The organism is Saccharopolyspora sp. NPDC002686, from assembly GCF_040295745.1.
Taxonomy (GTDB): Bacteria; Actinomycetota; Actinomycetes; order Mycobacteriales; family Pseudonocardiaceae; genus Saccharopolyspora; species Saccharopolyspora oryzae.
This window is the reverse complement of record NZ_JBEOVY010000020.1, coordinates 13637-38433: the sequence shown is the minus strand read 5'-3', so window position 1 is coordinate 38433 and position 24797 is coordinate 13637. Positions and strand designations below refer to the sequence as shown.

Genomic DNA, 24797 nt, shown 5'->3' with positions numbered 1-24797 from the left:
GTTGCGCGGGGTGATGATCATTTCGTGCGCGCCCCCGCACCCGGTAATGGGTGCGGGGGCGCGTTGGTTCAGACGGTACGGGCAAGCCCAAGATCGTGGTGTGGAGCGGGCCTGGCAGGATTGAGGGCAGGGGAAGCTTCAGGTCCCCCTGTTATGCGTCGACGCTCCGTAGTCGTCCTCCCCCCTTCCAAACCGAATTCGGTAGCGATGGAAGGACGAAGATTTCCGTGTTTTTCCTGTTCGGGTGGGTCTTGACGACCCTGTGGCTCTTGATTACGCCTGGTTTCCAGGCGTTGACGAACGTGAGCAAGCGGCGCCGAGATGAGGCGTCCCAGCACTTCCGTAGCAACCTCGCGATGACGGCCGGGGCCGTGTGCGTGGCTGTCCTTGCTGCGGGGGCAATCGAAGTGCTGCCGCTCCGGTAGCCACGGTCGCGGGGGCGTCGTGCTCTGCTACGACGCCCCCGCGCGTATGGCTCTACACGTGCCGGTTCAGGCGGTGGGGTGCCGCCCGTCCTGTTCAGTCGTCGACCTCGGCGGGGTGTAGGTCGGCGGCCTGGTCGAGCCGAGCAGTACCCGCGCGATCGGGGCGGGTAGGTACGGCTCGGCCCAGCGCAGCAGGGCGTAGACCGCGGCGAGTACGAGCGGCACGACGAGCGTCGACCCGGCGTCGCCGAGCCCGTCGACGAGCCATGCGGGGGCGCCGGCGGTGACGAGTGCGGCGATGACCGCGGACCAGGCGGCGGGCACGATCGTGCGCAACCAGGCGGTGAGCTGGTCGGACATCAGGCGGCGTCCTTCCCGGCCAGTCGCTGCGCCAGTTCGGTCACGATCGCATCGGCCTGCGCCTGGTTGTCTGCGCCGAGCGCGGCGCGCACCGACTCGGCCACGACCGGGCCGACGACCTCAGCGAGCATCGGGCGCAGCGCGGCGGCGACCTTCGCGGGGTCGGACTGCCCGGCAGCGTTGATCATCGCCGGGAGCTGGAACAGCAATCCGTTGTTGTCGCGGATCGCCCTGACTGCCGAAAGCTTGATTTTGCTGTTGGGGTAGGTGGACAGCTGCTCGCCCAACAGCGCGTTGTGCAGGTCCACCAGCATCGCGACCACGGTCCGCGGGCCGATCGCCGTGCCCCATCCCTGGATCTGGCCACGGTCACCGCGGGGGCCGAGCAGTTCGGTTTCGATGCGGCGCAGAATCGCGCTCTCTTCGGGGGTCAAATCGTCCTCCTGAGGGCTGGCCGCGGCGACGTCGCGGCGGAACTTGTCGAGGTCCACGCGGCCGGGGTCGATCTTCCCGGTCACGGACGTTTCGCAGTGGCCGCGAGCGGCTTCCGGCGGGCGGCCGAGCTTGGCCAGCACCGCCCGCGTCGCGCGCACCGCGGCGTCGTACTGCTCCGGCGACGGGCCCTGGTTCACGCCCTGGTAATCCCACTCGAACCCGACGTACAACGTGTTGCCATCACCTGCGGGATTCGGGCCGGACGCGCGTGCCTTGCCCGCGTGGTTCGCGCGGCCGGCGGCGATGACGTGCACGGTGCCGTCGTAGCCGATGACGCCGTGGCACAGCGGCCCGTCGAGATCCGGCCGGCCGTCGATGCACATCTGCACCGTCGGCGCGGGCCGGGCGTAGGACGCGGGGGTGGCGGTGTGGTGCTCGAGCACGCCGACCGGGCGCGGCTGCGCTCCGCCGGCGGTGCGGGTCTTCCAGCCGTCGGTTTCGACGACGGGCAGCCCGACGGCGCGCAGCACATCGGCCAGCCACACGAGCGGCAGAGGCATGATCAACTCCCCATGAGGTTCAGCACGACGGATCCGATGAAGGACAGGACTGAGGCCAGCAGCGCCATCCACACCGCCCACCGCTTCGAGCGGTCGGACTCGCGCGATTGCTTGATCTCGGCAATGGCCTTTTCGGACTCCCCGATGCGGTGTTCCAGCACAGCGATGCGGGGGCCTTGTTCGGCCATGTGCCCGCGGAGGGTTGCGGCCAGATCGGAGATGTCCGCGCGCATCGCGGCCAGCTCGTCATGCATGGTTGCTCGCAAGGTTGAAAGCTCGTCCCGGACGTAGCGCAGCGCGACGTCGGCGGGCGTCTCGGTGGTCATCGCGTCTCCGTCACAGGGTTTGGTGGAAGTAGCAGCCGAAGGGCTGGCAGGCGACCACGCCGGCGCCGGACGCGGTGGCCGTGATGACGACCACCGTCCAGTCGTTGCCCACCTGCGCAGACACGTCCGCCGTAACGTGTCGGAATCCGAGAGCGGAGGACCACTCGGCGACGGTGACGCCGCCGACCTTGAGCCGGTACGTGACGGTGGGCGTCCCGGTCGCCGGCCCCCACAAACCGTCGACGGTGATCCACGGGTGCGAGATCGACGCTCGCCCCTCCCACAGGATCGATTCGCCCGTGATCTTGGAGGCGTCGATCGTGGAGTACGAGTACACCTCGCCGAGCCCGTCGGCGTGCGTGCTGATCGTGCGCGGGACGAACTTCTGGTACAGCGGCACCGGCAGCCAGGGGCGCGCGAGCCCGACACCAGTTGCGGCGTCGTCGGAGACCAGGATGCGGTCCGCGGCGTCGGTGAGCGCCCAGAAGTCACGGCCGAACGCCTCGTTGCCTTGCGTGAACAGCAGGCGCGCGCCGCCCTCCCGGCGGATGGTGAGCACCTGCTTGCCGCTGGTGTCGGGCCCCATGTAGAGGATCTCGGTCCCGTTGTCATCGACCATGCGCAGGAACGCGTCCTGCAGCAGGGTCAGGCCCCCGCGGCTGATCGTGGCCGATGCCAAGCCGACGGACTTCCACAGCCGCCGCAGCTCCGCCTCGGCGCGCTTGATCCGGTCCAGCAGGTTGCTGGGCTGGTTCACCTGGCCCACGGTGCCTCCTTATGCGATGCCGTCGAGCAGCGGCGCGAGCGTGAGCGTGACCCGCTCGGCGTCGGCTGAGGGCGCGAACTCCATGTCGACCACGCGCACCGGGCCTTCGAACCCAGCTCGGTGGAATCGGTCGCGCGGGATCACCAGCCATCCGTCATCACCGCGGTTGACCTCGGCCGCGGTTGGCGGGATGTCGCCGCGGACCACGATCTGCGGGAGCACCACCGGCATCCGGGCCGCTTGCTGATCAGCCTCAGCGTGACCGAACAATGTGGACTCCGATTCCGCGCCGCTGTAGTTGTTCTCCAACTCCAGCAACGGGAATCCCTGCTTGTAGCGCTCGGGCTGCTCGTGCACGGCGATCGGCGTTCCGAGGTCGACGCCCTCGCCGGTGGCGTAGACGCGGGTGGCCATTCGAGTGCCGTCGGTGGGCCAGGTGTAGCTGATGGTGTTGCCGCGCAGTTCCCAGACGTGGCTGCTCCCCTGCTGGCCGAGCCACGGTTCGCCGATGCGCAGGATGCGCCGCGGAGCGCCAGGGCCGGCGATGACGTCGAAGACCATGTCCGGGCCGCCCTCGACGTTGGTCAGGTTGCGCAGGGCCTCGCCGGTGTCGGTGAGGTCGTAGCCCCGGTAGGTGCGATCGCGCAGGACGTTGGAGACCGTATCGTCGAACTCGATGCCGATGTCCCCGCCCGCGTGCTGCTGGGCCTGCGCGATCAGGCGGCGGGCGATCTCGTTCTGGTCGACGTTGTCGTAGGCGACGGTCAGGCCGGCCACCGCGGTCAGGTCGGGGTTGTCCGGGAGGACCGGCAGCACCTTGCGGTGGTCGAAGTAGCTCCAGAACTCCCCCGCGCCGACGGTCACCGTCTCGTCTTCGGAGTTGTAGGCGCGGGACCAGATGATTCCGCCCCACATCGGCCGGGAGTCGCGGAACGCGTATATCACGCGCCTGCACGGCATGGTCAGGTCGTAGGCGTCGAGGTGTTTCGAGTGCTCGCCGAGCTTCCACGTGGCGTTGAACCGCCCCGAGCCGTTGAGCGGCTTGTTGAACCGCACCGACCGGAGCGGAATCTCTTCGATGAGCGTGTTGGTTCGCAGGTCAGCGATGGCGTAGGAGTAGACCGGCAGCGCCACGCGCTCACCCCCGAAGCCAGGTCAGCGACATGTTCACGCCGTTTCCGAGCGGGTCGAGGTTCACCGAGGCGCCGGTGTTCTGGTAGGCCCACATGCTGAGCTTGGTGCCCGCGTTGAACCGGCGGGTCGTCGAGCAGCTCAGCGAGCACGGTTCGCCGGTCTGGTCGCTGGCTGCCTGGGCGTAGCGGCTTGCGGTCGGTGAACCGGCGATCGCCAGTGCGCGCTCGGCAGCCGAGCCGGTGGAGACGAACCGGATGTTGGCCGCCAGTTGCCATAGCCCGGTCCGGTTCAGCGTGAACTCGGTGCCGTTGCCGACGGCGGCCACGGACACGTCGTCGGATATGTAGTCGAAATCGGGCAGGTGCACCCGCTGGTCGACGTTGTTGGGGATCGGCTGCGCGGTCGCCCGGTAGTAGCGCGCCTCGTGCCGGGTGGTGTCGGTGGTGCCGCCGATCGCGAACGCATCCACCCAGGCCGAACCGGTCCACCGCTGCACGATGTTCGTCGACAGCAGCAGGATCAGCTGCCCGGTGATCGGATTGCTGATCTCGGAGGCGGAGGCCACCACCGGGATGCTCGGGACCCGCCAGTCGGTGCCGTCGTGCACCTCGATGCGCTTGGTGTCCAGCCGGTACACCGCTTGGCCTGCGTACGGGTTGGCGACGCCGCTGCGCGCGGTGGCGTCGGTGACGGGCGCGATGCCACCGGCGGCGACGGTGCGGGCCACGTCGAAGTTCTGGATGTTGGCGGCGGTGATGGTGGTCGCGTTCGGGGGCACCACGATGCGGGCCCGGACGATGTGGTCGGCGCTGCCGGACACCGGCGGGTCCACTGGCGTCGCCGCGGGGGTGCCGACGATGTGGCGCACCACCATGTCCGAGGTGGTGTCGCCGAAGTAGGCGTCGGACTGCTGGAACACGATCAGGTCATTGCGGGGGTTGGATGCGTCGGCCGGTGCGGCGCCGAGCACGTTGATGTCCTTGCTGGCGTCCAGGCACAACAGGTAGGCGCCGCCGCCGCGTTGGGACTGCAGCACCGCCCGGAACGGGGCGACGTGCACGAAACCGTTGGCGGTAGGGCTGGTGGCGCTCACCGCTCCCGGCGCTGCCGCCGCGGGGAGCAGCCCGGTGCGGGATGTGATCTGCCCGGCGGGCGTAGCCAGCGCGGCAACCGTGATCCGGCCGTCCTCGACGGTCTGCACACCGGCACCGGCGACTTGCTGCACTGCCCACGAATGGCGCTCAGCCACGTGATCCCCCTCAGAAACTCGTGTGGTGGTAAAGACATTCGAGCTGCCCGCCGCCGTCGCTGGTCTCGAACCGGACACGCGTCGGGCCCGGAGGGAGCGTGAACCAATGGCGCCGGATCAACATGTTGGACCGGCTGACTCCCGACGACAGCAGCACCGATCGGTCCTCGGTCGACAGCAGCAGCTGCTGTCCGTCCAGCAGGGTGTAGGAGTCGTCGAACACCAGCTCGGCGCCGGTGTCGGCGTTGCGGATCACCGGGCGGGTGCAGGGCCCGGTGATCCTCCAGGTCGGTTGGGCGTGGGCGTTGCCGTCGTTGGTGACGACGAGCTCGCCGCCGGACTGCGCCGAGCCCCACACCAGCGGCCACGTCAACGGCCACAGCAGGCCACCGCCGCCCGCTACCGGGGGCGTGGTCGAGGGGGACTGCTGCGGCAGGTGCAGCAGGCGCGGGTTGGTGGCGCGCCACTGGATCGCGCCGCGGGTGAGGCCGTAGTGGTATTCCACCGGGGTCGGGATCAACCGGCCGGTGCAGCGGGCCAGCACCATCGCCTTGATGCCCTGCCACTGCACGACCAGAGGTTCTTCGGCGGGGTTCTCGTCGGGCGCGGTGATGCGGCGTAGTTCGAGCTCGGCGGCACGAAAATCCGCTTCGGAGCGTTCGCCGAGCTCGAACGACAGCGTGATGATCCGCCGATCCGACAGCAGTTGCCCGGGCTGGTAGCCGTGCTGGTTGGCCAGCTCGGCGTCACCGTCGCGCATGTCCGGAAGGTCTTGCCAGCCTTCCAGCTGCACCAGGCCGAAAGCGGTGTCGACGCCGAGCAGCGTGCCGCGCCACTCGATTTGTCCATCGGTGGTGATCAGGTCACCAGCGGCCATCATCCACCCCCACGAGAGAACCAATCCAGATCAGCGGCGATGTCGTACGGCGACTGGTGCGGTGCCGCGACGAACGTGCCGATGTTGACCACCGCCCGCTGAGGCTTCTCGCGCTCGGGGCCGGGTCGCGCCAGCAGCTGGCGGGTGTGGTGTGCGGGAAGTACCTGGCCCGGGCCCGACGGCACCAGCAGCTCGGGGCCCTGCTCGCCGACGAGCACCGGCCGCTGCGAAGCCACCGGCCCGCCGGTGGCTCGCCGAACGAGCGGCAGCGGAATCCCTGAGCCGGGGTTGGTCTGCCCTTGGCCGCGGGTCGATACGAGGATCTCGATGTGCCGCCGCACCGGGATGCTGTTCACCGCGTTGCGCACGCTGTCGGCGGCCCGTACCGCGTCCCACGCCCCCGGCGTGGTGATCAGGGTCGACACGTCCCGGGGGATGCCGAAGTACCGGTCAGCCAGCATCCGCGCCTGATCGGCGGTGAACCCCATCTGCTGGGCTTCGTGGATGAACTGGTTGCGCCGCTGCTCGGACGCCGCCACCGCGGCCTGCGTGGCCTGCTGCTGCGACTGCCCCTGGCGCAGCGCCGTGTCGAAGGCGGTCTGCGCCAGCGTGCGGTACTGCTCGCCCTGCTGCACAAGGCTGTCGTGCAGCTCGCGGCCCTCTTCGGTGGTCAGGTTGATCTGCCCGTCGGCGTTGAACAGCGCGGCCTGCCATCCGGCGGTGCCGCCCCGAACCCCCTCGAGGGATTCCCGCAGGTTGTCCAGCCCTTCTTCGAAGCGGGCGGTGGCCTCGTCCATCGAGATCTGCACACCGAACAGCTGGCGCCACGCCGTGTTCAGGGCGTCCACGCGGTCCGCGGTGTCCCCGGTGGTGTCCTTCAACGTGGTCATGGCCTCGCGCAGCGAGTCCGTGCCGGGCACTGCTCGGCTCATCGCCGTGTCCGCGCCGAACACCGCTTCGGTGTACTGGCGCTGGTCCTCGACGGCACCGACGATGGTTCCGCGCAGCCCATCGGTGGCCATGAGCAGATCGGTTGAGGCGTGGGACTGATCCCGCAGTGAGCCCGTGACGCCCTGGAAGCTGCCTTGCGTCTCGTAGGCGGTTTGCACCTGCTGCTGCAGCTTGGCTTTCACGGCGTCCAACGCCGGACCGCCAGCGATCAGGGCGTCGATGTACTCGGAGTGGCTAAGGCCTGCCTTTTCCACCGCATCGGCAATGCCCTGGTACTGCTCGGACTGCATGAGTGCCGAGCGCGCGTTGGAGTCGAAGGCCCCGGCGGAATCCCGCAGCGCCGACGACAACGATCGCTGGTCGCTCTCCGCGCTCTGGCTGGCCGAGCCGAACAGTGCGAGCCCGATCGACGCGGCGGCCAGTGCGGCGCCGAACGGGCCGCCCAGCACGCCGAGCATGCCGCGGCCGGCGGTCTGTAGCACGCTGCCGCTGCCAGCGGCGCGGCGTGTGTTGTCGCTGAATTGGATCATCGAGGTGGCCACGCCCGAGACGACCTCGCGCACGGCGCGCATGCCGCGCATCGCGGTCGCCATCGACAGCCACAAGCCGATCAGCGGGCCCAGCACGCCCGACAGCGGCTCGATCACGTTGAGCACGCCGGAAAGCACGTCGAGCGCAACGCCGACCGCCGAGGACATCACCGGCAGCGCGCCGCCGGACATGTCGTTGATGACGCCGATGACGCGGGTGAGGACCTCGGCGACCTCGTCGCCGTGCTCGGCCCACACTCCGGTGAGCCCGACCAGCACGCCGCCGACTTCCGGCAGCACACCGCGGATCAGTTGCCCGAAGTGCTCGATGCCGGCACCGGCATCGTCCGAGCCGGTCGAGACGATCTCGAAGAAGTCCCCGACACCAGCTCCTGCGTCAGCCATCAGCGACGCCATGCCGTCGATCACCGGCCCGGCGCGCTCCACCGAGGTGACCATGCCCGGCATCGCGTTGCGCGCGAAGTCGGTCACGCCCTCGGTCAGCGTGGCCACGTAGGGCGCCGAAGCGGCGAAGGCGTCCCGCATCAGCGGGCGCAGTTCCTCGTACGCCGCGCCCATTTCATCCGCCGCGCCGACGAACGCCGATTCCAGCGGCGCCGCATCCGCCATCAGCCCGGTGCGAACGGTCTCGGACAGATCACCGAAGCTGTCGCGGACGGCGGCGTTCTCCCGCAGTGCGACCGCGCCGAGCCCGATGAACGCCAGCGGCAGCGCACCAACCGCAGCTGCGACACCGGCAGCCGCGACGGCCGAACCTCCGGCCACGCCGACCAGTGTCTTGGTGGCGCGGTTGCCCATGCGGTCGATCGAGTCGCCGACCTTGTCGAAGGTCTTGCTGGCCTTGTCGATACCGAGGACGGTGAACACCAGGTCACGGGTGCTGCCTGCCATCATCGCCTCCCAGCAGCGGTCGGTGGTGCCTCAGTGCAGGCGCGACGGTGTTCGTCGACCAGCTCGGCGCACATCCAGAAGTCGGGCAGGGTCAGGCGGCCGACGTCGGCCGGGTGCATGTGCCACAGCTGCAGGAACCACGGCTTGTAGCGCGCTACTTCTTCCGCGACGTCTTCGGCGTCGCTGCGGTAGGGTCCGGCGCCTGCCCGGTGTCCTCGGTCGCGTCGGCGGCCACCGGTCGGAGCAACTCCCGGCCGAAGTCGGCCCAGCGGAAGTTCATGGCCTCGCCGTCGAAGGTCAGCTGCTCGCCGGCCTTACGTCGGGCGAGCCAGAAGAAGGCCTTCACCGCGAGCGCGTCGCCCTGGTCGAAGTCGCCGCACAGCTGAATCCACTTGCAGCCGGTGAGCTTGCACAGCTCGATCGACTCGTCGACGGTGATCGAGTGGAAATCCAGCGTCCACTCCGATTCGCCGAGCTTGAAACGGAAGTCCAACGGCTTCATGCCGGTCCTCATTTCGCGAGCTTGGTGATGATGTCGTTCACGGCTTTGACCGCGCCGTCACGCACCTTGGAACCATGGCGGCGCATGGCGGAGTCGAACCAGCCAGCGGGGCGCGCGGTCTGCGTCACCCACCGCTCGCGGTTGCCGAACACCGGATGCCGCCACCGACCCTCGTTGAGGTAGTGCGGCAGCTTGCGCTGGTCTGGTGGTAGGTAGCGGGTTTGCGTGCGGATGCGCACCGACGCCGAGCGGGCGCCGGTGGACATCTGCAGCCGCACCGCGCGCGCGATCGTGGCGCGCAGCCCGCGCTGCTCGTAGGCCTTGCGCTTGGTGTGTTCGGTGCGGGATGTGGTGCGGGACATGGCGTGTTCGCGTCGCGCCTGCCCGCCGCCGCCACGGGTGGCGGTGGAGTTCACGCCGCGCACGTTGTTCTGCGCGTCGTCGACGGCCGGTTTCGCCGCGGTCCGCATCTGGCGGCCCATTTCCCGGCGCAACCGGCCATCCCCCGCGGCTTTGAGCTCGGCGGCGGCCCGGCGCAAGTCCTGCGTACCGCGGATTTCGATGCGGGCGGGCATGGCTTACACCGTCGCGTCGGTGGTCTGGTACTCCAGCCGGATCGACGTGGTGCCGTTGTCGACGACCTTGAACGGCAGCGTCTGCATGATCACGTTGCCGTCCGGCACGTTCGGCGTGGTCCCGTCGAAGCGGACGTTGGCGGTGATGCGGACCTCGTAGTCGTAGGTGCCGCTGATCGTGCCGCCAGCGAAAAGCAGCACCAGCTCCGCTTCGGCGCCGGAGACGAATCGGCTGTAGGCGGTCAGATCCTTGAACTCGCCCTCGATCGTGCCGCTGTAGACCCGGGCCTGCGAACCCTCCGAGCCGATTTCCAGCGGCTCGTTGCGCAGCCGGGATCCGTGCACGTAGCGGTCATCGGCGAGCCCGTTGGTGCCCTGCACGCTGATCGACCGCATCTCGTGCGCGGCGCCGTCGAGCGTCAGCGACCCCTCGACGAACGTCAACAGGTCGAGGTTCGCCGGGTAGGAGGCGGTGGCCAGCGGCGTGGCCGTGGTCTCGTCGCGGCCGAGGATCGTCGGCGCGAACGTCACGATCTCCCCGATCGCCGAGCTCAGCGTCCACGAGGCGATCTTGCAGCCGGGGTAGGTGAACGGGTGCACCGTTCCCGACGGCGCCCCCGGTCGGCCGACCTGAATAGTCAGCCCGGGCGGCAGTGGGCCGGGGGTGAACGTGTGCTTGTAGACGGTCGGCGCGTTCGTGGCGTCGGGCTGGGACGTCGAGACGCCGCCGAACGCGTGCTTGAACCACCGGCCAAACGAGACGGTGCCGAGCTCCATGGTGATCTCGCCGCCCACGGAGCGCTGCCCCTGGAACCACCGGCCGGTGCGCAGCACCCGGCGGCCGGGCCGGATCGCCGAGGACTCGATGCGCTGCGCCTCCAGCGACAACGCCTCGGAGCGGATCTCATAGCCGCGGTCGACAGTGACGGCGGTGCCGTAGGTGGTCTCTTCGCCGGTCATCAGCTGGGCGTCGAGCCCGCTGGGGATGCCCATCCCTCAGCCCTCCTTGGCGGTCTTGGTGGTGGCGGGCTTCGGCGGCGTGGCTTCGGCCCAGATGGTGGACTGCTCCAGCAGTCGGGCGGCGGACGCGTCGGGCACCTCGATCGGCGTGCCCTGCTCGGCGGTGAGACCGAGCGAGGGCACATCGACCGCCCGAAACGGTCCGATGTAGACGATGCGCACAGCTACTCCCAGGCGTGCGGAGGGGTGGGCAGGGTTAGGGGGTCAGGCGGGCGCGGACTCGGATCGCCACGTCGAACCGGCTGCCGCGTGCAGTGCCGTCTCCGATCGGGCCGACGTGATGTACCCATCCGGCCATCTCGGCCCACTGGATCGCCGGTGTCAGGCGCGGGGCCTGCGCCAGGCACTGCTGCAGCTCGGCCAGCATTGCCGCGGCACGTTGGTCCGCGGTTTCGGCGTCGCGGCCGTCGGTGAGGAGCACCTGGACGACCATCGCGAGCGCGAACTGCTCGTCGACGTGCTTGGTGCCGGCCTTCATGACCGGGATCCCGGCCTCGGTTTCGGTGTCCTCGCCGAACCACATCGACTCGGCGGCGATGCCCCGCTGCGGCATCTCGTAGGCCACCTGTACCCCGGCCAGACCGGGACGGGCGATCAGCGCGTCGAGCAGCGCGCGTTTCGCCAACGGCAGGGTGGTTCCGGTGCTCATGCGATGCCCATCCGCGGCTCTTGGATCTCGCGCGGGAACATCTCGCGGACCGCGCGCGGAACGGCGAACGTCGGGAAGCTGCTGGCGGGCACGTCGAACTCGCCGATCGTGGCAACGCTGTCTTCCTGCGAGCGCCACAGGTTCTTGAGCATGAGCATTGCGGCGATCTTGAACCGCGAGTCCACGCCGGCGGTGTTGTCGAATCGGCCCGCCTCGTAGGACACCACCACTGCCGAGCGGCCCGGCACGAACAGGGCGTCGGTACCGTTGCGTCGGCGGCGCAGCCAGTTCGACCACAGCGACCGGTCTGGCTCGTACTGGTCGAGGAGGTAACTCGCTGCCGGTGTGCTGTTGTGGGTCTCGGCTGCCAAGGGCACCTCGGTGCCGTTGACGTACTCGGCCACCGAGGTGATCGAGCGGACCGGGTAGTGCGTCAGCAGCACCACGTGCCGACCACCGTCGTGCGCCTCACCGACGACGGGGCGCGCCACGACCGGGCCTACGAGCTCGTCGAGCCGCTGCGACACCGCGGTGATCCACGCAGCCAGCTCGAGGTCCGACGCTGTGGTCCGGGTCGCGTTCAGCGCCTGCTTCCCCTCGTCGAGGGTGAGCACGTCGAGGGTGGCCACGGCCTACTCCTGCCCCGGTTCGTCGGCCTCCGGCGCCGGGCCGTCCAAGGCGGTGTCAGCAGCCGCGGTGGCGGCGTCCGTCTCGGCGGTTGCCGGCGTCTTTCTGCCGCGGCGCCTGGCGGGACGCGCGGCCGACAGCACGATCGCGTCGGGGCGACGCAGGCTCAGCCGCCGCTCGCCTGGTGCGCGAGTCGCGGCCTCAACGTGGTCTTCCATGGGCTCGAAGAACTCCTCGCGCCCCTTGACCACCCTGTCGTCGGCGGCCACGATCTGGCCGGCCTTGACGATCGTGCGGTCGGCCAGCACGAATCCGGTTTTGACCCGCAGGTACTGCTTGTCGGCCATATGCCTCTCCACTCCCGTACGCGCGTCGTGGGCGGGCCCGTCAGCAGGCCCGCCCACCACACGGGTTGAACTCGGATCAGGTGACGTTGAGCTGGCGGAACGCGCGGTCGTTGACCGAGTCGGAGCCGTTGCGCCAGTAGGCGAACACACCGCGCTGGCCGGAGGGCCGGTTCGTGGTGGTGTGGAACAGGTGCGGGATCAGCTCGGTGGAGAAGCCGAGCCGGTCGACGATCCAGAAGTTGCGGAAGTCGCCGAGGATGAGCACCCGGTTGTCCTGGGTGGCGTTGATGACGCCGTCCATCGCCGAGGCGTTGTTGACCGGGTGGCCCAGCAGCTGCGCCGGCTGCCCCTGGCCCAGGTCGGCCCAGAAGTCGTCGAGGTTCGCCCCGCCGGCCTGACGAAGCGCCGAGTACACCTTCTTGTGGCCGATCCACTGGGCGTTGTCGTAGAACCGCTCGGGCAGCTCCTCGTCGACCTTGTAGACGTCGGCCAGGGCGAGCGTGTCGGCGGTGGCCGAGGCGATCTCGTACGGGGTGCCCGTCAGCGCGGTGACGATGCCGACCGGCTCGCCGGTGCCGGTGCCGCTGATGAACTTGGTGTTCTCCAGGTTCGTCTTGGCATCCGCCAGCAGCATCGCGACGTCCGCGGTGAAGTTCGGGTAGTCCATGCCGATCTCGATGGAGTGCGGCAGGAACGCCCGCGCCATGTGCATCGTGATGTCGGTGGCGCCCCACGTCGGGGTGTCGTCGGAGACCTCGGAGCCTTCCGCGTCGTAGGACGCGGTCACGGCTCCGGCGTTGACCGTGCGGTACTGGTCGGTGACCGCGGTGCGCACGGTGGCGATCCGCCGCAGCGGCGAGACCGAGCCGTCGTAGTTGAGGATCAGCGTCGGGTCGACCGGCAGCGGCACGGCGTACCCGCCGGCGGCGTCGGTGAGGCTGGCGGCGCGCTGCAGCACCGCGAGCGCCTCGACATCGGGCTGCCCGGTGCGCATACCGGTCTTGAACGCCTTGGACCAGGCCCGCATGTACTCCTTGCTGGAGGTCGCGACGACGTGCGCGGCGATTCCCCGCGCGCCGCGGCCCTCGGCGCCGTCGTCTTCGAAGTCCAGCGACTCCAGCAAACCGGTGATGTGCTGCTTGCTGGCGTCGGAGACGCCGCGGACGTGCTCGACCGCGGCCAGCGCGCGGGCGCGCAGCTCCTGGCCGCCGCGCTCGGGGGTCTCGCGGTGCAGCGAACGCGTGACGGCGCCCAGGTCCCAGGGGTTGCCGCGGAAGTTCTGCTCGATGCCCTCGGGCTCGCCGAGCGGGTCCTCGGTGCCCATCCGGGCGCCATAGCGGGCCCGCGATTCGCGCACCCGGGCGGCGCGCTTCTCGGCCTCCTCCGCGACCGCCAGGTGCTCGCGCAGCTCGGCCTCCTCGGTGTCGAGGGCGTCCCAGCGGGTCTGCTGCGCCTCGTCGAGCGGGTTGTCGCCGGCGGCGGTGTGGATGCTGCGGCGCTCGGTCTCGATCGCAGTGAGCCGGGCGCGAAGTTCCTCGAGGTTCACGAGGATGCTCCTTCCAACAGGTACGGGTAGAGGGCTGCACGGCGTTGCGCGTGCGTCAGTCCGCCCGAGTGGCGCGCGGCCGGCTCGTCGGTCTCGAGTGCGGCTCCCTGGCGGCCAGTGCCCGGCGGGGCGGCTGGGTCGGCGTCGGGAGTGCGGTGGGCGTGCAGGCGCGAGCGGAGCTCGTCGACCCGTTGGGGCTCGCGGGCACGCAGGCGCTGGTAGTAGTCGTCGGTCATGCAGCGCACGCCGACGGTGCTGTCCGGATTCGCGGGGAAGGTCACGGGCCCGGCCTCGAACAGCCGGACTTCCTTGATGGTGCGTTCCGGCAGGCCCTCGGGGTTGTGCTCCGAGCGGCCCGGTTCGTCGTTCCACTCCTCCTTGACCACGCGGAACCGGAACGACGAGCCGTAGGCGCCGGCCTCGATGCCGGGCAGCAGGTCGCGGTTGTAGCTGGTGTCGAACAGCTGCACCTCGGCGACCGGCGAGTCCGGGTCCTCCCGCAGGGAGGCGACGGAGCCAAGGACCTTGTTGCCGATCTGGAAGTCGAAACCGTGGTCGTAGAGGATCTTCAGGTTCGCGCCGTTCTCCCGGATCGTCTTCTTGAACGCGCCGCGCACGGTGCGCTCGAGGAACCGGCCCTCCCAGTACGAGTCGATCTCGTACCAGCGGTCGAACGCGGAAAACCGCACCACCATGGTGGGCATACCCGCTGCGTCGGCGCCGTCGGCGCGGACGCTGGTCGGCACGGCGCGCACCAGGTCGAGATCGGGCAGGGTGAGAGTGGTCATCGGGACCCGTCCTCCTGGTCGTCGTCGTGCTCGTCGGGATGCGCACCACCAGGTGGTGCGGGGATCGTGGTGTTGGGCTCGTCGCCCCAGGGCACCGGCGGCAGGTCGCCCTCGTGCTGCCGGACCTCGTTGACGGTCTTCCAGCGGTTGCGCAGCGCGATCTCGTTGGCGCGGTAGCGCTCCAGCGTCGTGGACTGCAGCAGCCCGTCGCGGTCGATACGCACGTACTGCGGCGGCGGCAGCATGCTGGACAGCAGCCGTTCCAGGCGGGACAGCCACTTGTTGACGCTGTAGACCAGCAGGTGCGTGCTGCGGGACTCCACATTGGAATACGTCATCGACCCGCCGGACTCGTAGCCGAGGACCTCGGCGATGCCGGGCCCGAAGATCCGCGCGCACTGGGCCTCGGTGTAGCCCTGGGTCGCCAGGAACTGGGACTCTTCCGGGCTGATCTGGATCTGCTGGTACTTCCAGCCCTTGCCCAGCACGACCGGCTCGCGCGTCCCGCGCAGCGCGGCGAGGAACCGGTGCTTCGCCTGGCGGGCCTGGTCCTCGTTGAGCGTGGCTTCCTCGTTAGTCAGCAGCGCGCTCGGGTGGGCGCCGTCGCGGAACCACGACTCGCCGAAGCGCACCGAGGTGATCGACAGGCCGATCGTCGCCGCGTGCCACGCGACCGGCGACAGGCCGAGCACCCGGCCCGGTACGGGGTTGACGCGCTGGTGCAGCCACCGGTCCGGGTTGACCGGGCGGCCGCTGACCGACCAGTGCACGGCGCCGTTCTCGTCGATCCACCCGGACACGTCGTCGGGATGCAGCAGTTGGATCTGCGTCGGATACGTCCCGCGGTGTTCAAGGACGTCGCCGTAGACGTTGCCGCGCAGCAGCCACGACTCCACGACCTGGTAGCACCAGTCCGGCAGCCCCTGGCCATCGCCGGCGGGATCGAGCAGGTAGCTCGGCGTCGGGCGCCGTACGCGGTCGGTGCCGGTGCCCGAGTAGACCTCGGCAGGCAACTCGGAGGCCAGCGAGGAGATCAGGTCGACCGCACCGCGCACGGCGATCGACTGCATGGCCGATTCCGCCGAGGACAGATTGACGTCCACATAGGACGACGGGGCGAGCGCCGGATACGGCACGGGCGCCCACTGGGTGGCGCGTGCTTCCTGACGAGCGCCTCGGAACCACAGGCTCATCGCAGCCGCCAATCCGCCCACAGGCAGAACGCCCCGGCCACGGCCAGCCCGAGCGGCGCCGCGATCATCCAGCCCGCCGCGACGAAACAGGCCGCGGCCGCAGCACCGGGCAGCCATCGCAAGGTGTGGCCGGCGTACTCGGCGGCCGCGCCCGTGACGCGGCGCAACAGCGTGGGCAGCACGGTGCCCCCTTTCACCAGATGTTGGCCAACGGGTCGTAGTCGTCGCGCACCAGGTGCGCGCGCGTGGCGTACGCCCACATGGCCACCGTCACGGCGACCAGCGGGCTGATGTCGGTCGACGAGTGCTTGCGACCCCAGGCGAAGCCGTCGCCGATCGATCGCGTGCGAGCCCCAGCAATCGCGGAGTTCAACTGCGCCTGGTCGCGGTGGCGCAAGGTGTCCTGGCGGGCAGCATCGGTGAACGCCCCACACGCCGCGGCAACCTCGCGCGTGGTCGGGATCGCCAGCTGGCCGCGCTCGGGCTGCACCGGGTCGGCCGGGCGGCGCAGGCCCGCCTTCTCCAGCTCCACCAGCAGCGACCCGGCGGGCCCGGCGATGTCCAGGCCGAAGGCGACCGGGTGATGCCGGTCGACGAGCTCGCGAGCCCTGGCCACCAGCCAGTCGGTGCCGGGCCGATGGTCGATGACCTCGACGTGCAGGCGCCCGTCGCTGCGGGGCCCGCACACCGCGATCGAGGACCATTGCCGGTCCGGGGTGATATCCAGCGCGAACGCGATCTCTGTGCCGACCTGCGAGCGAGCGTCGGCCAGCGCCGGCCACTGCTCGGTCGGCACGTTCGGGTCGTCCTCGACGATGTCTAGCCGGGTGACGTTGAGGTACGCGCGGCAGAACTCCGCCAGGTCCATCTTGGTGAACTCGCTGCGCACGGCCTCCTCGGTCACCGTGTGCCCGAGCGCCGGCATGCACGACCACCAGGTGGCCGGATCGCCGGGGTCCATCGTGAGCTTGCCGTGCTCGTCCAGCGGCACGGTCCAGTCGAAGAACGCCAGTGTCGAGGGCTGGCCGGCTTCGATCAGCTCTCGGCCCATCGTGCGTTTACCGTTGAGGAACACCGATTTTCCGGTGCCCGCGGTGGAGACGAGCCACTGCTGGGGCTGCGGGCGCGTGATCATGGCCGGGCTGAATGCCTGCTCCATGCGGCCGTCCTCGTGGGCGAACGCCTCGTCGATCGTGCCGTCGTCGAGCGTCTCGCCGTGGCCGGCCGTCTCGGTGTTGCTGGTGATGCCGTGCCGGGATCCGTTGCGCCACCGGATTGCCTCGTCACCGTTGGTCTTGCGCACCGTGAACCGGCCGCGAAATGGCTTCGCCGCCTCGATCGCGGCGACGTGTTCCTCTTCCCACTTCTTGCGCGCCGACAGGCGGTTCTGCGCCGCGTACAGGATGTTCTGCCGCGGCCAGGCGTTGGCGCGCCAGACCATTTTGGACAGAAGCAGCGTGGTCTTGCCGGACTGGCGGGGCACCATCAGCACGACGTCGCGGTAGGCGAGCCTGCCGGTGCCCGGGTCGACCTCCAGCGCGACGTCGGCGACGTAGCGCTGCCAGGGCATCAGCGGGGTCCCGAAGGCGCGCGCGATCTGGGCGACCTTCCCGCCGTAGGTCTTGCGGTCCGGGTTGCGTGGCGTCCCGTACAGCGGCACGCACGACAGCCCGTAGAGCTCCTGCAGCTGGGCGCGCAGCTCGTCAGTCCGGTTCCCCGAGGCCATCGAAGAGGTCCCCCTCCCCGTCCGGCAGCTGCTTGGCTGCCCTGGCGTCGGTGAGCACCTTCAACGTGGCGCGCAGTTCCTTGGCCAGCGCCGGGATCTGCTTGCCGTCTTCCCCGCCGCCGGCATCGATCGCAGCAGCGAGCGCGTAGGCCGTCTGCGCCAGGCTCGGCTCGGCGCCATCGAGCTCGCCCAGCCCCTTGATGTCCGTGCGCACTGCGCGCTCGAGCGCTCCGGTGCCCGAGGTGCACCGCGGGCACTCCGGCGGCCGGCCCACGCCGAAGCGAGCGGCGTGCTCGCCCAGCAGCGCCAGCGGGGTAGTCGCCAGCGCGGCGGCCAGGTCAACGAGTTCGTCGACCGTGACGTCGCGGCGGCGGTGGCCGGCGGCGTCGCGGCGGCCGGTCTCGATGTAGCCGACCACGGCCGCGGTAAACCGCTGAGTCGCGCCGTCGGCGACGGTGGCCGCTTCGGCGAGCTCGGCGCGCGTCATGCCCTCGCGTTTACGAGCGGCGCGGATCGCATCGGCGATCACATCGCTCATCGTCGTGATCCGATCACTTGGCACCGTGATCACCTCCGCCGAATTCGCTTTGCCGGGGGGAAATTTTGGGAGGGAAGGGCGCGGGGTCACCCGTCCCCAGGTCCCCAAAAACCAGCGCCCGCCCGGCCCGCTCACCACGGCCGCGACGTGCGCAAAGGCGGCCGGAAGTCGACCTTCGCCCCGCGCTGCGAGTTGCACCGGCGGTGCGCCGGCCGCACGTTGTCCAGGGTCGGCGCACCTCCGCGACTGCGAGGGGCGATGTGATCAGCGGTGAACGACAGCGGGTGCGTGGCCGGCAGGTCCACGTCGATCGGATGCCCGCACAACCAGCACGTGCGGTCAGTTGCCCGGAGCTGGGCGACGACCCGGCGCCATGGTCGACCTTTGCGGCCTTGCCACTTCGCCATGCGCCCCGCCTCCGACTCGTAACGCCCGTGTGCGCTGCGGCGATCACGTGGTGCACCCGCGGCGCTGTGCCGCCACCACAGGGAGAACTGATGTCGCAGTTGGAGCCGGGTAAGCCACGCTCGCGTTGGTGGGCACGGTGGTGGGTTTGGGCGCTCGCGGTGGTAGCGATCGCTTTGCCGGTCAGCGCCTGGTCTGCGGTCGCGGCCTTATCGCCCGAGCCGTTCAACCTTCGCGGCGAGCTGACGTTGGGGCCGACCGCGCATGTCCGAAACGGTCCGGTTGGTTGCAAGGGTGGCAGCGGCTACGAGGACATCGTCGAGGGCACGCAAGTCACGGTGCTGTCGCCGGTCGGCGAGGTGCTCGCGGTCGGCGAGTTGGGCAACTCCGCCTGGTCGGGGGAAACGCTGACGTGCCGGTTCCGATTCACGGTCCCGAACGTGCCGGGCGGCCACGACATCTATCAGGTTGGTGTGTCGCACCGTGGGACGATCCCGATACCGGCAGGCAAGGCGATCGCGGGGCAAGCGGCCTTAGAGCTTGGCTGATGAGTAGCGCCTCAGCTGGTCGGTTCTTGGTTGGCCGCCCGGCAGTGGAAGCCTTGGCACTTCAGCTGTGTTCCGTGCACTCGGCCGCTCGACCGGCTGTGAGCTCGTCAAGGCGGCGCTGTGCCACGTCTTGGTAGTGCTCGGACAGTTCAATGCCGACGAAGTCGTAGCCGTCGAGCAGGGCGGCTTCGCCGGTGGATCCGGACCCGGCGAACGGGTCGAGGATCGTTCCGCCCGGAGTGCAGACCTTCACTAGCTCGCGCATGAGCCCGTCGACTGGCTTCTGCGTGATGTGGCGGCGCTGCCGACCGCTGGGCTGGGAGGCGGAGAACACGCCCGGCAGGTACAGGTCGCGCTTGCCGTCGTAGGGGCCGTTGCTTCCCCACAGGATGAACTCGGCGTTGGCCTTGAATCCTCCGCGGCGCGGCCGGGCGACCGGCTTGTGCCACACGACCGTTCCCTGCCACGTCCAGCCACCCACCTGCAGCGCATCGCTGGTCGCGGGCAGCTGGCGCCAGTCGGTGAACACCAGGCAGTGCGCGCCAGGGCGGGACACCCGCAGGCATTCCGCGAGCACCAGCGACAGCCACGTGACGTAGGAGCGTTGGTCGCGGTTGTCGCCGGTGAAGTCGGCCAGGTCGTGGCCGGCGTCGCCGGAGACATACTTGCCGCGTGCCGACGCCTTGGTGCGGTCGCTCATCGTGCGGCCACCGGAGTTGTAGGGCGGATCAGTAATCACCGCGTCGACGGTCGCGGTCGGCAGGTCTCGCAGAACGGCGAGCGCGTCGCCCTGGTGCATGGTGTGCACGGTGGTCCTCGTTTCCGGTGCCGGGTGAGCTCGCCCCTCGAGCTCACCCTGGCCACCTCGCTATTCAGTTGTGGCGCTTGAGCGGCGGCACCCTCGGCCAGGCCCGCGCATGCAAGAAGGCCCGCCCTCGCATGCGCGAGAACAGGCCTTCTGCAGAGTCCGGCTGGCTTTGGGTACAACTCACCCGAGCAGCGTCAGTATGCGTGATGATCGCCGCGGCTGTCCACTGGGGTCTCCTTCGGACGAGTTTCCCTGCCCCGTGGCTACTTCTACTCCTCCGGCGGTGCGCAGCCGAGCACGGCCGCCAGGTGCTCGAGGTTCGCCGGCGCCCACACGTGTCCGCACGCCAGGCACGTGCACCCGATGCGGCCGTCCACGATCAGCGCCGGCGTCTGGACCTCCTCGCCGGTGTCGGGGTCGGCGCGCCAGACCATGCGCGCTTCGCAGGCCGGGCACGCGGCGGCGACGTGCAGCTGCCGCGGCGGGTCCAGCAGCGTTTGGATCTGGGTCGTCCAGCGACGCAGGAACCCTAACGCCGTCCACACCGCACGCACGTCGGTCCATCGGCCGACGATCTCCACCAGCGCGCGGATCCGATCCTCTGGGGTCAGGCGGTCGTGCACCAGCGCCTTGATGTGTAGGTCTGCGGCGTCCTGCTCGATCTCGGTCAGCAGATCGACAGCCGCGGGCGAGACCGGCAGCGGTGTGCCGCGGCCGCCGCCGGTCCGGCTGGCCTCGGATCCGGTGGCGGTCGCGCCGCGGAGCTGCTCCAGCAGCGACGGCACCTGGTGGCGGGTGACGGTGCCGTCGTCGCGCAGCACCGCGCGTTCGCCGGTGGCGGTCAGTTCCCGGGCGACCGAGCGGATTTGGTCCTGCAGGTGCCGCAGCTGTCGCGGGTCTTCAGTCATCGTCGTTTCCTTCGTTCCTGGTTCGCATCCGGCGGTCGCGGTCTCGGTCCGCGAGGTTCAGGTGGCCGATGTGCCAACGGTTCGCGTCCCACGGGCCCTTCGTCGGGCAGCGGTAGGCGTGCATGCGGTCTGCGGGGTACAGCCGTTTCGCAGCACGGCGCGCGGCGCGCCGGTTGCCGTAGACCTTCTTGCCGCACGTCGGGCAGCACCCGCTTTCCCGGGACGGCGGCCGCGTCATGGCTGCGCCGGCCGAACGTGCTGGGGTGCCGGGGCGAGCCCGAGCATGTCGAGCAGCTCGGCGCAGTCGGCGGCGCTGGTGGCGTGCGCGATGACGCACCGCATCGCCCGGTTGCGCTCGTCCTGGCTGGGGAGTTCTGGTGCGCGCGTGAGGATCCATCGCGGGTCGAGCTGGGGTGGTCGCGTCGTCATGCGGTCGCCTCCGGGGCGAGCGGTTCGACGATGAGCACCAGGCCGACCGCGTCGCCGCGCACGATCTCGGGCATGTGCTTGGCCATCAGCTCCGGGGTGTCGTCGGCGACGACACCGGCGTCGACCAGTCCGTCGGCGCAGGCCTTGAGGGTGGGTACGAGGTTGTCGGCGTCGCGGCGTCGGCGGTCGGTGACGGTCCACACCAGACGGACGGCGCAGCGGCCGAGCGCGGGCACCTTCGCGTTGCGGGCGCGGACGGCTGCGGCGTTGCGAATCGTGCGGGTGAGCTGTGCGCGGGTGCGCCAGTGCAGCCGCTGGTTGGCGGTCAGCGGCGGGCGTTCGTACGGCAGCGCGAGCTGGTAGCCGATGGGCGCGGTCATGCGGCACCACCGCCGGCCGCGCGGTAGCTGGTGCGGGTGTGGCGCACCTTGCCGTGTTCGATCAGCGCGCGCAGGACGGCGGCGTCTTCGGGGCCGATCCACATCGGACCGCTGCCGGGGTTGGGGATGCTGCGGGCGTGTTCGCCGATGCGGTGCCAGCCTTGGGCGGCCTGGGGGTTGATCCAGCAGGGGCGGATGTCGCCGTGGCTGGTTCGGTGGTCGGCGATTGCGCCGTGGGTGATGGCACGCAGCATCTCGCGGGTGGCCAGTGACGGGCCGCGGTCGATGCGGCGGCGGTATCGAGTCGGCATCGGGTGTCCTTTGTGGTCGGTGTGGGTTACCAGGCGTGGTTGGTGGGCTCGTCGCCGAACAGGCCGGGCGCGCCGGTGTCGCCGAGCGGGAGTGGGGGTGCGGCAAGGCGCGGGCGTGCGATGCCGCCGAGCTTGCGGTGCACGTAGTGCAGGCCCTCGACAGTCAGGCGCGGTTGCGGGCGGCCGGGGCGCCGCTCGCCGGTGCGCGGGTCGGTGAAGGTGGTGGGGCGCTCGACCAGGTGGCGGGCGTGCTTGGCGTAGGGGATGTTGCGGCGGTCGAGCATCCCGAGCTCGCGCAGCGCGGCGAACAGGCGGCGCTCGCCGGTGGTGATGGCGGGGTCGCGGTTGAGGATGTGCGCGGCCTCGCGGATGGAGAAGTCGCCACCGGCGGCGGCCAGGGCGTCCCAGCTGTGTGCCTTGGGGGCGGCGGTGGCCAGCTGGCGCCGGGTCTGCTCGTGGGCCTCGACCCGGGTGGCCAGCTCGCGCAGCGCCTCGGCGTAGGTCTGGGGCAGCCGGGGCTGGGCGGCGGGGTCGTAGCGGCCGGTGCGGCGGATCGCGGGCAGCACCTCGCCGGTGACCCAGTCCTGGAAGGCCTCGGCCTCGGGGCGGTTGCTGCGCATGACGAGCCGGTACAGGCCGGGCTCGTTGATCAGCGTGACGTCCTGCTCGCCGCCAGGGGTGTGCACCCGGCGCACACCCTTCTCCGCCGGGCGCAGGCCGCGCAGGGCGCTGGCGGTGTGGGCGTAGCCGAGCACGGCGCAGACGTCGGCGGCGACGAACCAGGGCTCGCCGCCGAGGACGACGGTGCGCACCCGGGCGCCGTGGTAGTCCCACAGCGTCGTGCCGCCGTTCGGGTTGGGCGTGGCCAGCGTGGTGATGGTCATGGTGCGACGTCCTTCCCGGGAGCTACTGCGGCAGGTGGTGGTTGGCCTGCGGGAGTGCGGGTGTAGGGATTGGGGGCCAGCTGGTTCCGGGGTGTGGTGGGCGGGCCGACGGTGGGGCGGCGGCCGGTCGGTCCGGCGTCTCCGATGCGCTGGGCGTAGCCGGTTTCTAAGGGCGATCCATGCCCGTCCCGGCCCCTACCCGTCCCGGCAGTCATGCCGTCGCTGATCTCGCCGTTGATCTCGGCGTTGGTGGCCGCGACCTGCGGGTTTTGCGACTGATTCGGAGCGGGTTCGGCCGCCGAAGCTGCCGCCGGAAACGGCTGTGGATCTGCGGCGGGCCGATCGGGTGGTCTGTGGTCGATCTGGTGATCCGGCGTAGATCCGGCGTGGTTCGGCGGTTGATCCGGCGTAGATCCGGCGTAGATCGCCGCGGGGTCCGCCGGGGGCGGGAGCAGGGCCAGGCCGGCGGCCTCGGGCGTGCAGTCCTTCTTGCGGCCGTTGCAGCCGCGGCAGGCCACCACGAGGTTGTCGGCACCGGCGGCGATCTTCGGGTCGACGTGGTCGAGCACGCCGCCGGCGGGGGTCTTGCGGTCGGCCCACTTGACCGTGATGCCGCAGTACCGGCAGGTATCGCCGTCGCGGTCCTTGACCGCCCGGCGCAGCTCCTTGTCCTTGAGCTCGCGGGCCTTGGCGCGGTGCACGTCGTTCTCACTGCGGGACGGGTTGCGGTCCAGGAACGCGTGAATCCAGTACCCGCCCTGCGCCTCGTTCCACTGCACGCCCTGCAGGCACCGGCACTCGTCGCCGTGGGCGTGCAGCATTGGCGCGCCGTCGCCGATCCGGACAGCGGTCAGCGCACGCAACTCGGCCCGGGAGGCAATCTCCCGGGCCTTGTCTGCTGGAATCCAGCCGTCGGTGCGCTGCGCCGAGGCGTACTGCCCCATCCGGGTCACCGCGCCGTACGCGCCGTTGCCCACCGCGCGCACGAGCGGATCGTCGTAGCCGATGTCATCGAGCCGAAGCCATGGCATCGGTCACCGCCCAGCTGGGGCGTGGTTGTGCGGGTTGATCACGTCGTACTCGCTTTCGGGCGCCGGGGCGCCAGCCCGATCCGGGTACGGATCCGGGCGGTGGTGTAGGCGGTCATGCGGGTGTGCGCGGCGATCTGCACGTCGGTCCAGCCCAGGGCGTGCAGCGCGAGCACCAGGCGCTCGCGGTCGGCCTGGTCGAGGACTTCGGCGGGCTGCTCGCCGAGCAGACACGCGCGGTAGCGGGCGCGGTCGGCGAGCGGCCGTGCATTCGGGCGCTCGGTTGTCATGTCGACGGCTCCGGCTCGACCGGTTCGGGCAGCACAGGTGCGTAGACCTCGCCGGGCGGTTCGGTGACCTCGCTCGGGTTGCCGTCCTCGTAGCTGGCGGGCATGAGTACGCCCCGGTAGGCCGGGCCGATCTGCACGAGCACGGCGCGACGCTGGTGGTAGCGGTAGAGCTCGATGGCCTCGCCGCGGGACCGCGCCACCCTGCAGAACGGCAGCAGCGCGGCCGCCGTCAGGTCGGTACGGGGCGCGGCGTCGATCGCACGGCCGTCGGTATCGAACACCACCGAGGCGGTGTGGATGTCGCCCAGCAGCGCCCAGATCCCGCGGGGGTAGTCGGTGAGGTCGCCGACGGTGAACCGCAGTTCCGTGCCCGCCGGGGCGTCGAGGTCGTCGAACAAGGCGGGGTCGCCGACCTCGGCGAGCACGACGCTGGCGCCGTCGCGGCTGATCGCCGTGGTGTGAGCCTTGTCAGCCTTGGCCAACGGCCTGAGCACCGCCAGCGCGGCGCGCACATCGCCGATCGGCCACAGCATCGGCTCGTGCAGGTAGCCGCTGCACGAGGTGTAGGCGTGGCCGGCCACGGTGCGGGTGGTCGAGGTGCCCACCAGCAGCGTGGTCTGCCCAGGGTCGGTGCCGACGTGGCCGCGGCTGGTGTGCAGCACGATTCCGGCGAGCGCGCCGAATTCGGGATCGCTGGGTGCGGTGTGAGACAGGTCGGCCAGCAGTGCGCACAACTCAGCGGTGTTGACCTGCAGCGTCGTCATGGTGTC

General features: G+C 70.3%; 32 protein-coding genes. 1 reads left to right on the top strand and 31 read right to left on the bottom strand.

Going from position 1 to position 24797, the window contains the following annotated elements; all coding sequences use genetic code 11:
• Positions 1-491: 491 nt before the first annotated feature.
• The 22 genes from ABTZ89_RS04820 to ABTZ89_RS04715 all read right to left on the bottom strand — a co-directional run bounded on the left by ABTZ89_RS04820 (position 492) and on the right by ABTZ89_RS04715 (position 18443).
• On the bottom strand, positions 492-785 hold the full coding sequence (locus ABTZ89_RS04820; protein WP_351040245.1) for a hypothetical protein: 294 nt from the start codon (positions 783-785) through the stop codon (positions 492-494).
• Entirely contained in the window at positions 785-1780 is a 996-nt protein-coding gene (locus tag ABTZ89_RS04815) for a peptidoglycan recognition protein family protein (protein WP_351040242.1), read from the bottom strand. Before ABTZ89_RS04815 ends, ABTZ89_RS04820 begins: the two co-directional genes overlap by 1 nt.
• A gap of 2 nt (positions 1781-1782) precedes the next feature.
• Positions 1783-2106: a hypothetical protein gene (locus ABTZ89_RS04810; protein WP_351040239.1), complete on the bottom strand. Its 324-nt coding sequence runs from the start codon at positions 2104-2106 to the stop codon at positions 1783-1785.
• Between the two features lie 10 nt (positions 2107-2116).
• Positions 2117-2872 (bottom strand): hypothetical protein, encoded by a 756-nt coding sequence (locus tag ABTZ89_RS04805; protein ID WP_351040236.1) that lies wholly within the window; start codon positions 2870-2872, stop codon positions 2117-2119.
• A 9-nt stretch (positions 2873-2881) separates the two neighbouring features.
• Positions 2882-4006, bottom strand: coding sequence for a hypothetical protein (locus ABTZ89_RS04800; RefSeq protein ID WP_351040233.1), 1125 nt, complete (start codon positions 4004-4006; stop codon positions 2882-2884).
• 4 nt (positions 4007-4010) lie between these two features.
• Positions 4011-5255 carry a hypothetical protein gene (locus tag ABTZ89_RS04795; RefSeq protein WP_351040230.1) on the bottom strand — a complete coding sequence of 415 codons (1245 nt, stop codon included), beginning with the start codon at positions 5253-5255 and terminating at the stop codon, positions 4011-4013.
• Between the two features lie 10 nt (positions 5256-5265).
• Positions 5266-6135 (bottom strand): phage distal tail protein, encoded by an 870-nt coding sequence (locus ABTZ89_RS04790; RefSeq protein ID WP_351040228.1) that lies wholly within the window; start codon positions 6133-6135, stop codon positions 5266-5268.
• Positions 6132-8528, bottom strand: a complete 2397-nt coding sequence (locus ABTZ89_RS04785; protein WP_351040225.1) for a hypothetical protein — start codon at positions 8526-8528, stop codon at positions 6132-6134. The genes ABTZ89_RS04790 and ABTZ89_RS04785 overlap by 4 nt, the downstream gene beginning before the upstream one ends.
• Positions 8529-8679: 151 nt before the next feature.
• Complete coding sequence (locus tag ABTZ89_RS04780; RefSeq protein WP_351040222.1) at positions 8680-9027, bottom strand: hypothetical protein; 348 nt, start codon at positions 9025-9027, stop codon at positions 8680-8682.
• Positions 9028-9035: 8 nt separating this feature from the next.
• The gene (locus ABTZ89_RS04775) at positions 9036-9602 is read right to left on the bottom strand and encodes a hypothetical protein (protein WP_351040219.1); all 567 of its coding nucleotides are present in this window, start codon (positions 9600-9602) and stop codon (positions 9036-9038) included.
• 3 nt (positions 9603-9605) lie between these two features.
• Positions 9606-10595: a phage tail tube protein gene (locus tag ABTZ89_RS04770; protein ID WP_351040216.1), complete on the bottom strand. Its 990-nt coding sequence runs from the start codon at positions 10593-10595 to the stop codon at positions 9606-9608.
• 3 nt (positions 10596-10598) lie between these two features.
• The gene (locus ABTZ89_RS04765; RefSeq protein WP_351040214.1) at positions 10599-10784 is read right to left on the bottom strand and encodes a hypothetical protein; all 186 of its coding nucleotides are present in this window, start codon (positions 10782-10784) and stop codon (positions 10599-10601) included.
• A 34-nt stretch (positions 10785-10818) separates the two neighbouring features.
• A complete protein-coding gene (locus ABTZ89_RS04760; RefSeq protein WP_351040211.1) occupies positions 10819-11271 on the bottom strand; it encodes a hypothetical protein in 453 nt (150 codons plus the stop codon).
• Entirely contained in the window at positions 11268-11900 is a 633-nt protein-coding gene (locus ABTZ89_RS04755) for a hypothetical protein (RefSeq protein ID WP_351040208.1), read from the bottom strand. The genes ABTZ89_RS04760 and ABTZ89_RS04755 overlap by 4 nt, the downstream gene beginning before the upstream one ends.
• Before the next feature lie 3 nt (positions 11901-11903).
• A complete protein-coding gene (locus ABTZ89_RS04750; RefSeq protein ID WP_351040205.1) occupies positions 11904-12245 on the bottom strand; it encodes a hypothetical protein in 342 nt (113 codons plus the stop codon).
• A gap of 76 nt (positions 12246-12321) precedes the next feature.
• Positions 12322-13791, bottom strand: coding sequence for a phage major capsid protein (locus ABTZ89_RS04745; protein WP_351040202.1), 1470 nt, complete (start codon positions 13789-13791; stop codon positions 12322-12324).
• Positions 13788-14579 carry an HK97 family phage prohead protease gene (locus ABTZ89_RS04740; protein ID WP_351040199.1) on the bottom strand — a complete coding sequence of 264 codons (792 nt, stop codon included), beginning with the start codon at positions 14577-14579 and terminating at the stop codon, positions 13788-13790. The genes ABTZ89_RS04745 and ABTZ89_RS04740 overlap by 4 nt, the downstream gene beginning before the upstream one ends.
• Positions 14576-15772 carry a phage portal protein gene (locus tag ABTZ89_RS04735; protein ID WP_351040196.1) on the bottom strand — a complete coding sequence of 399 codons (1197 nt, stop codon included), beginning with the start codon at positions 15770-15772 and terminating at the stop codon, positions 14576-14578. Before ABTZ89_RS04735 ends, ABTZ89_RS04740 begins: the two co-directional genes overlap by 4 nt.
• Positions 15769-15969: a hypothetical protein gene (locus tag ABTZ89_RS04730; protein WP_351040193.1), complete on the bottom strand. Its 201-nt coding sequence runs from the start codon at positions 15967-15969 to the stop codon at positions 15769-15771. Before ABTZ89_RS04730 ends, ABTZ89_RS04735 begins: the two co-directional genes overlap by 4 nt.
• Positions 15966-17498: a terminase large subunit domain-containing protein gene (locus ABTZ89_RS04725; RefSeq protein ID WP_351040190.1), complete on the bottom strand. Its 1533-nt coding sequence runs from the start codon at positions 17496-17498 to the stop codon at positions 15966-15968. Before ABTZ89_RS04725 ends, ABTZ89_RS04730 begins: the two co-directional genes overlap by 4 nt.
• Complete coding sequence (locus ABTZ89_RS04720) at positions 17476-18036, bottom strand: helix-turn-helix transcriptional regulator (protein ID WP_351040187.1); 561 nt, start codon at positions 18034-18036, stop codon at positions 17476-17478. Before ABTZ89_RS04720 ends, ABTZ89_RS04725 begins: the two co-directional genes overlap by 23 nt.
• Positions 18037-18167: 131 nt before the next feature.
• Positions 18168-18443 (bottom strand): HNH endonuclease, encoded by a 276-nt coding sequence (locus ABTZ89_RS04715; protein ID WP_351040185.1) that lies wholly within the window; start codon positions 18441-18443, stop codon positions 18168-18170.
• A 90-nt stretch (positions 18444-18533) separates the two neighbouring features.
• On the opposite strand from ABTZ89_RS04715, the gene ABTZ89_RS04710 reads away from it, so the two are divergent.
• Entirely contained in the window at positions 18534-18989 is a 456-nt protein-coding gene (locus ABTZ89_RS04710; RefSeq protein ID WP_351040183.1) for a hypothetical protein, read from the top strand.
• A gap of 61 nt (positions 18990-19050) precedes the next feature.
• Here ABTZ89_RS04710 and ABTZ89_RS04705 read toward each other — a convergent pair whose 3' ends face one another.
• The 9 genes from ABTZ89_RS04705 to ABTZ89_RS04665 form a co-directional block, all read right to left on the bottom strand.
• On the bottom strand, positions 19051-19788 hold the full coding sequence (locus tag ABTZ89_RS04705; protein ID WP_351040248.1) for a DNA-methyltransferase: 738 nt from the start codon (positions 19786-19788) through the stop codon (positions 19051-19053).
• Positions 19789-20066: 278 nt separating this feature from the next.
• Entirely contained in the window at positions 20067-20705 is a 639-nt protein-coding gene (locus tag ABTZ89_RS04700; protein WP_351040180.1) for a DUF7340 domain-containing protein, read from the bottom strand.
• 234 nt (positions 20706-20939) lie between these two features.
• On the bottom strand, positions 20940-21134 hold the full coding sequence (locus tag ABTZ89_RS04695) for a hypothetical protein (protein ID WP_351040177.1): 195 nt from the start codon (positions 21132-21134) through the stop codon (positions 20940-20942).
• A complete protein-coding gene (locus tag ABTZ89_RS04690; RefSeq protein WP_351040174.1) occupies positions 21131-21514 on the bottom strand; it encodes a RusA family crossover junction endodeoxyribonuclease in 384 nt (127 codons plus the stop codon). The genes ABTZ89_RS04695 and ABTZ89_RS04690 overlap by 4 nt, the downstream gene beginning before the upstream one ends.
• Complete coding sequence (locus ABTZ89_RS04685) at positions 21511-21825, bottom strand: hypothetical protein (RefSeq protein ID WP_351040171.1); 315 nt, start codon at positions 21823-21825, stop codon at positions 21511-21513. Before ABTZ89_RS04685 ends, ABTZ89_RS04690 begins: the two co-directional genes overlap by 4 nt.
• 26 nt (positions 21826-21851) lie before the next feature.
• On the bottom strand, positions 21852-22709 hold the full coding sequence (locus ABTZ89_RS04680; protein WP_351040168.1) for a BRO family protein: 858 nt from the start codon (positions 22707-22709) through the stop codon (positions 21852-21854).
• A complete protein-coding gene (locus ABTZ89_RS04675; protein WP_351040165.1) occupies positions 22706-23740 on the bottom strand; it encodes an HNH endonuclease in 1035 nt (344 codons plus the stop codon). Before ABTZ89_RS04675 ends, ABTZ89_RS04680 begins: the two co-directional genes overlap by 4 nt.
• Before the next feature lie 38 nt (positions 23741-23778).
• Entirely contained in the window at positions 23779-24027 is a 249-nt protein-coding gene (locus ABTZ89_RS04670) for a hypothetical protein (RefSeq protein ID WP_351040162.1), read from the bottom strand.
• Positions 24024-24791 carry a hypothetical protein gene (locus ABTZ89_RS04665; RefSeq protein ID WP_351040160.1) on the bottom strand — a complete coding sequence of 256 codons (768 nt, stop codon included), beginning with the start codon at positions 24789-24791 and terminating at the stop codon, positions 24024-24026. Before ABTZ89_RS04665 ends, ABTZ89_RS04670 begins: the two co-directional genes overlap by 4 nt.
• Between the last annotated feature and the right edge of the window lie 6 nt (positions 24792-24797).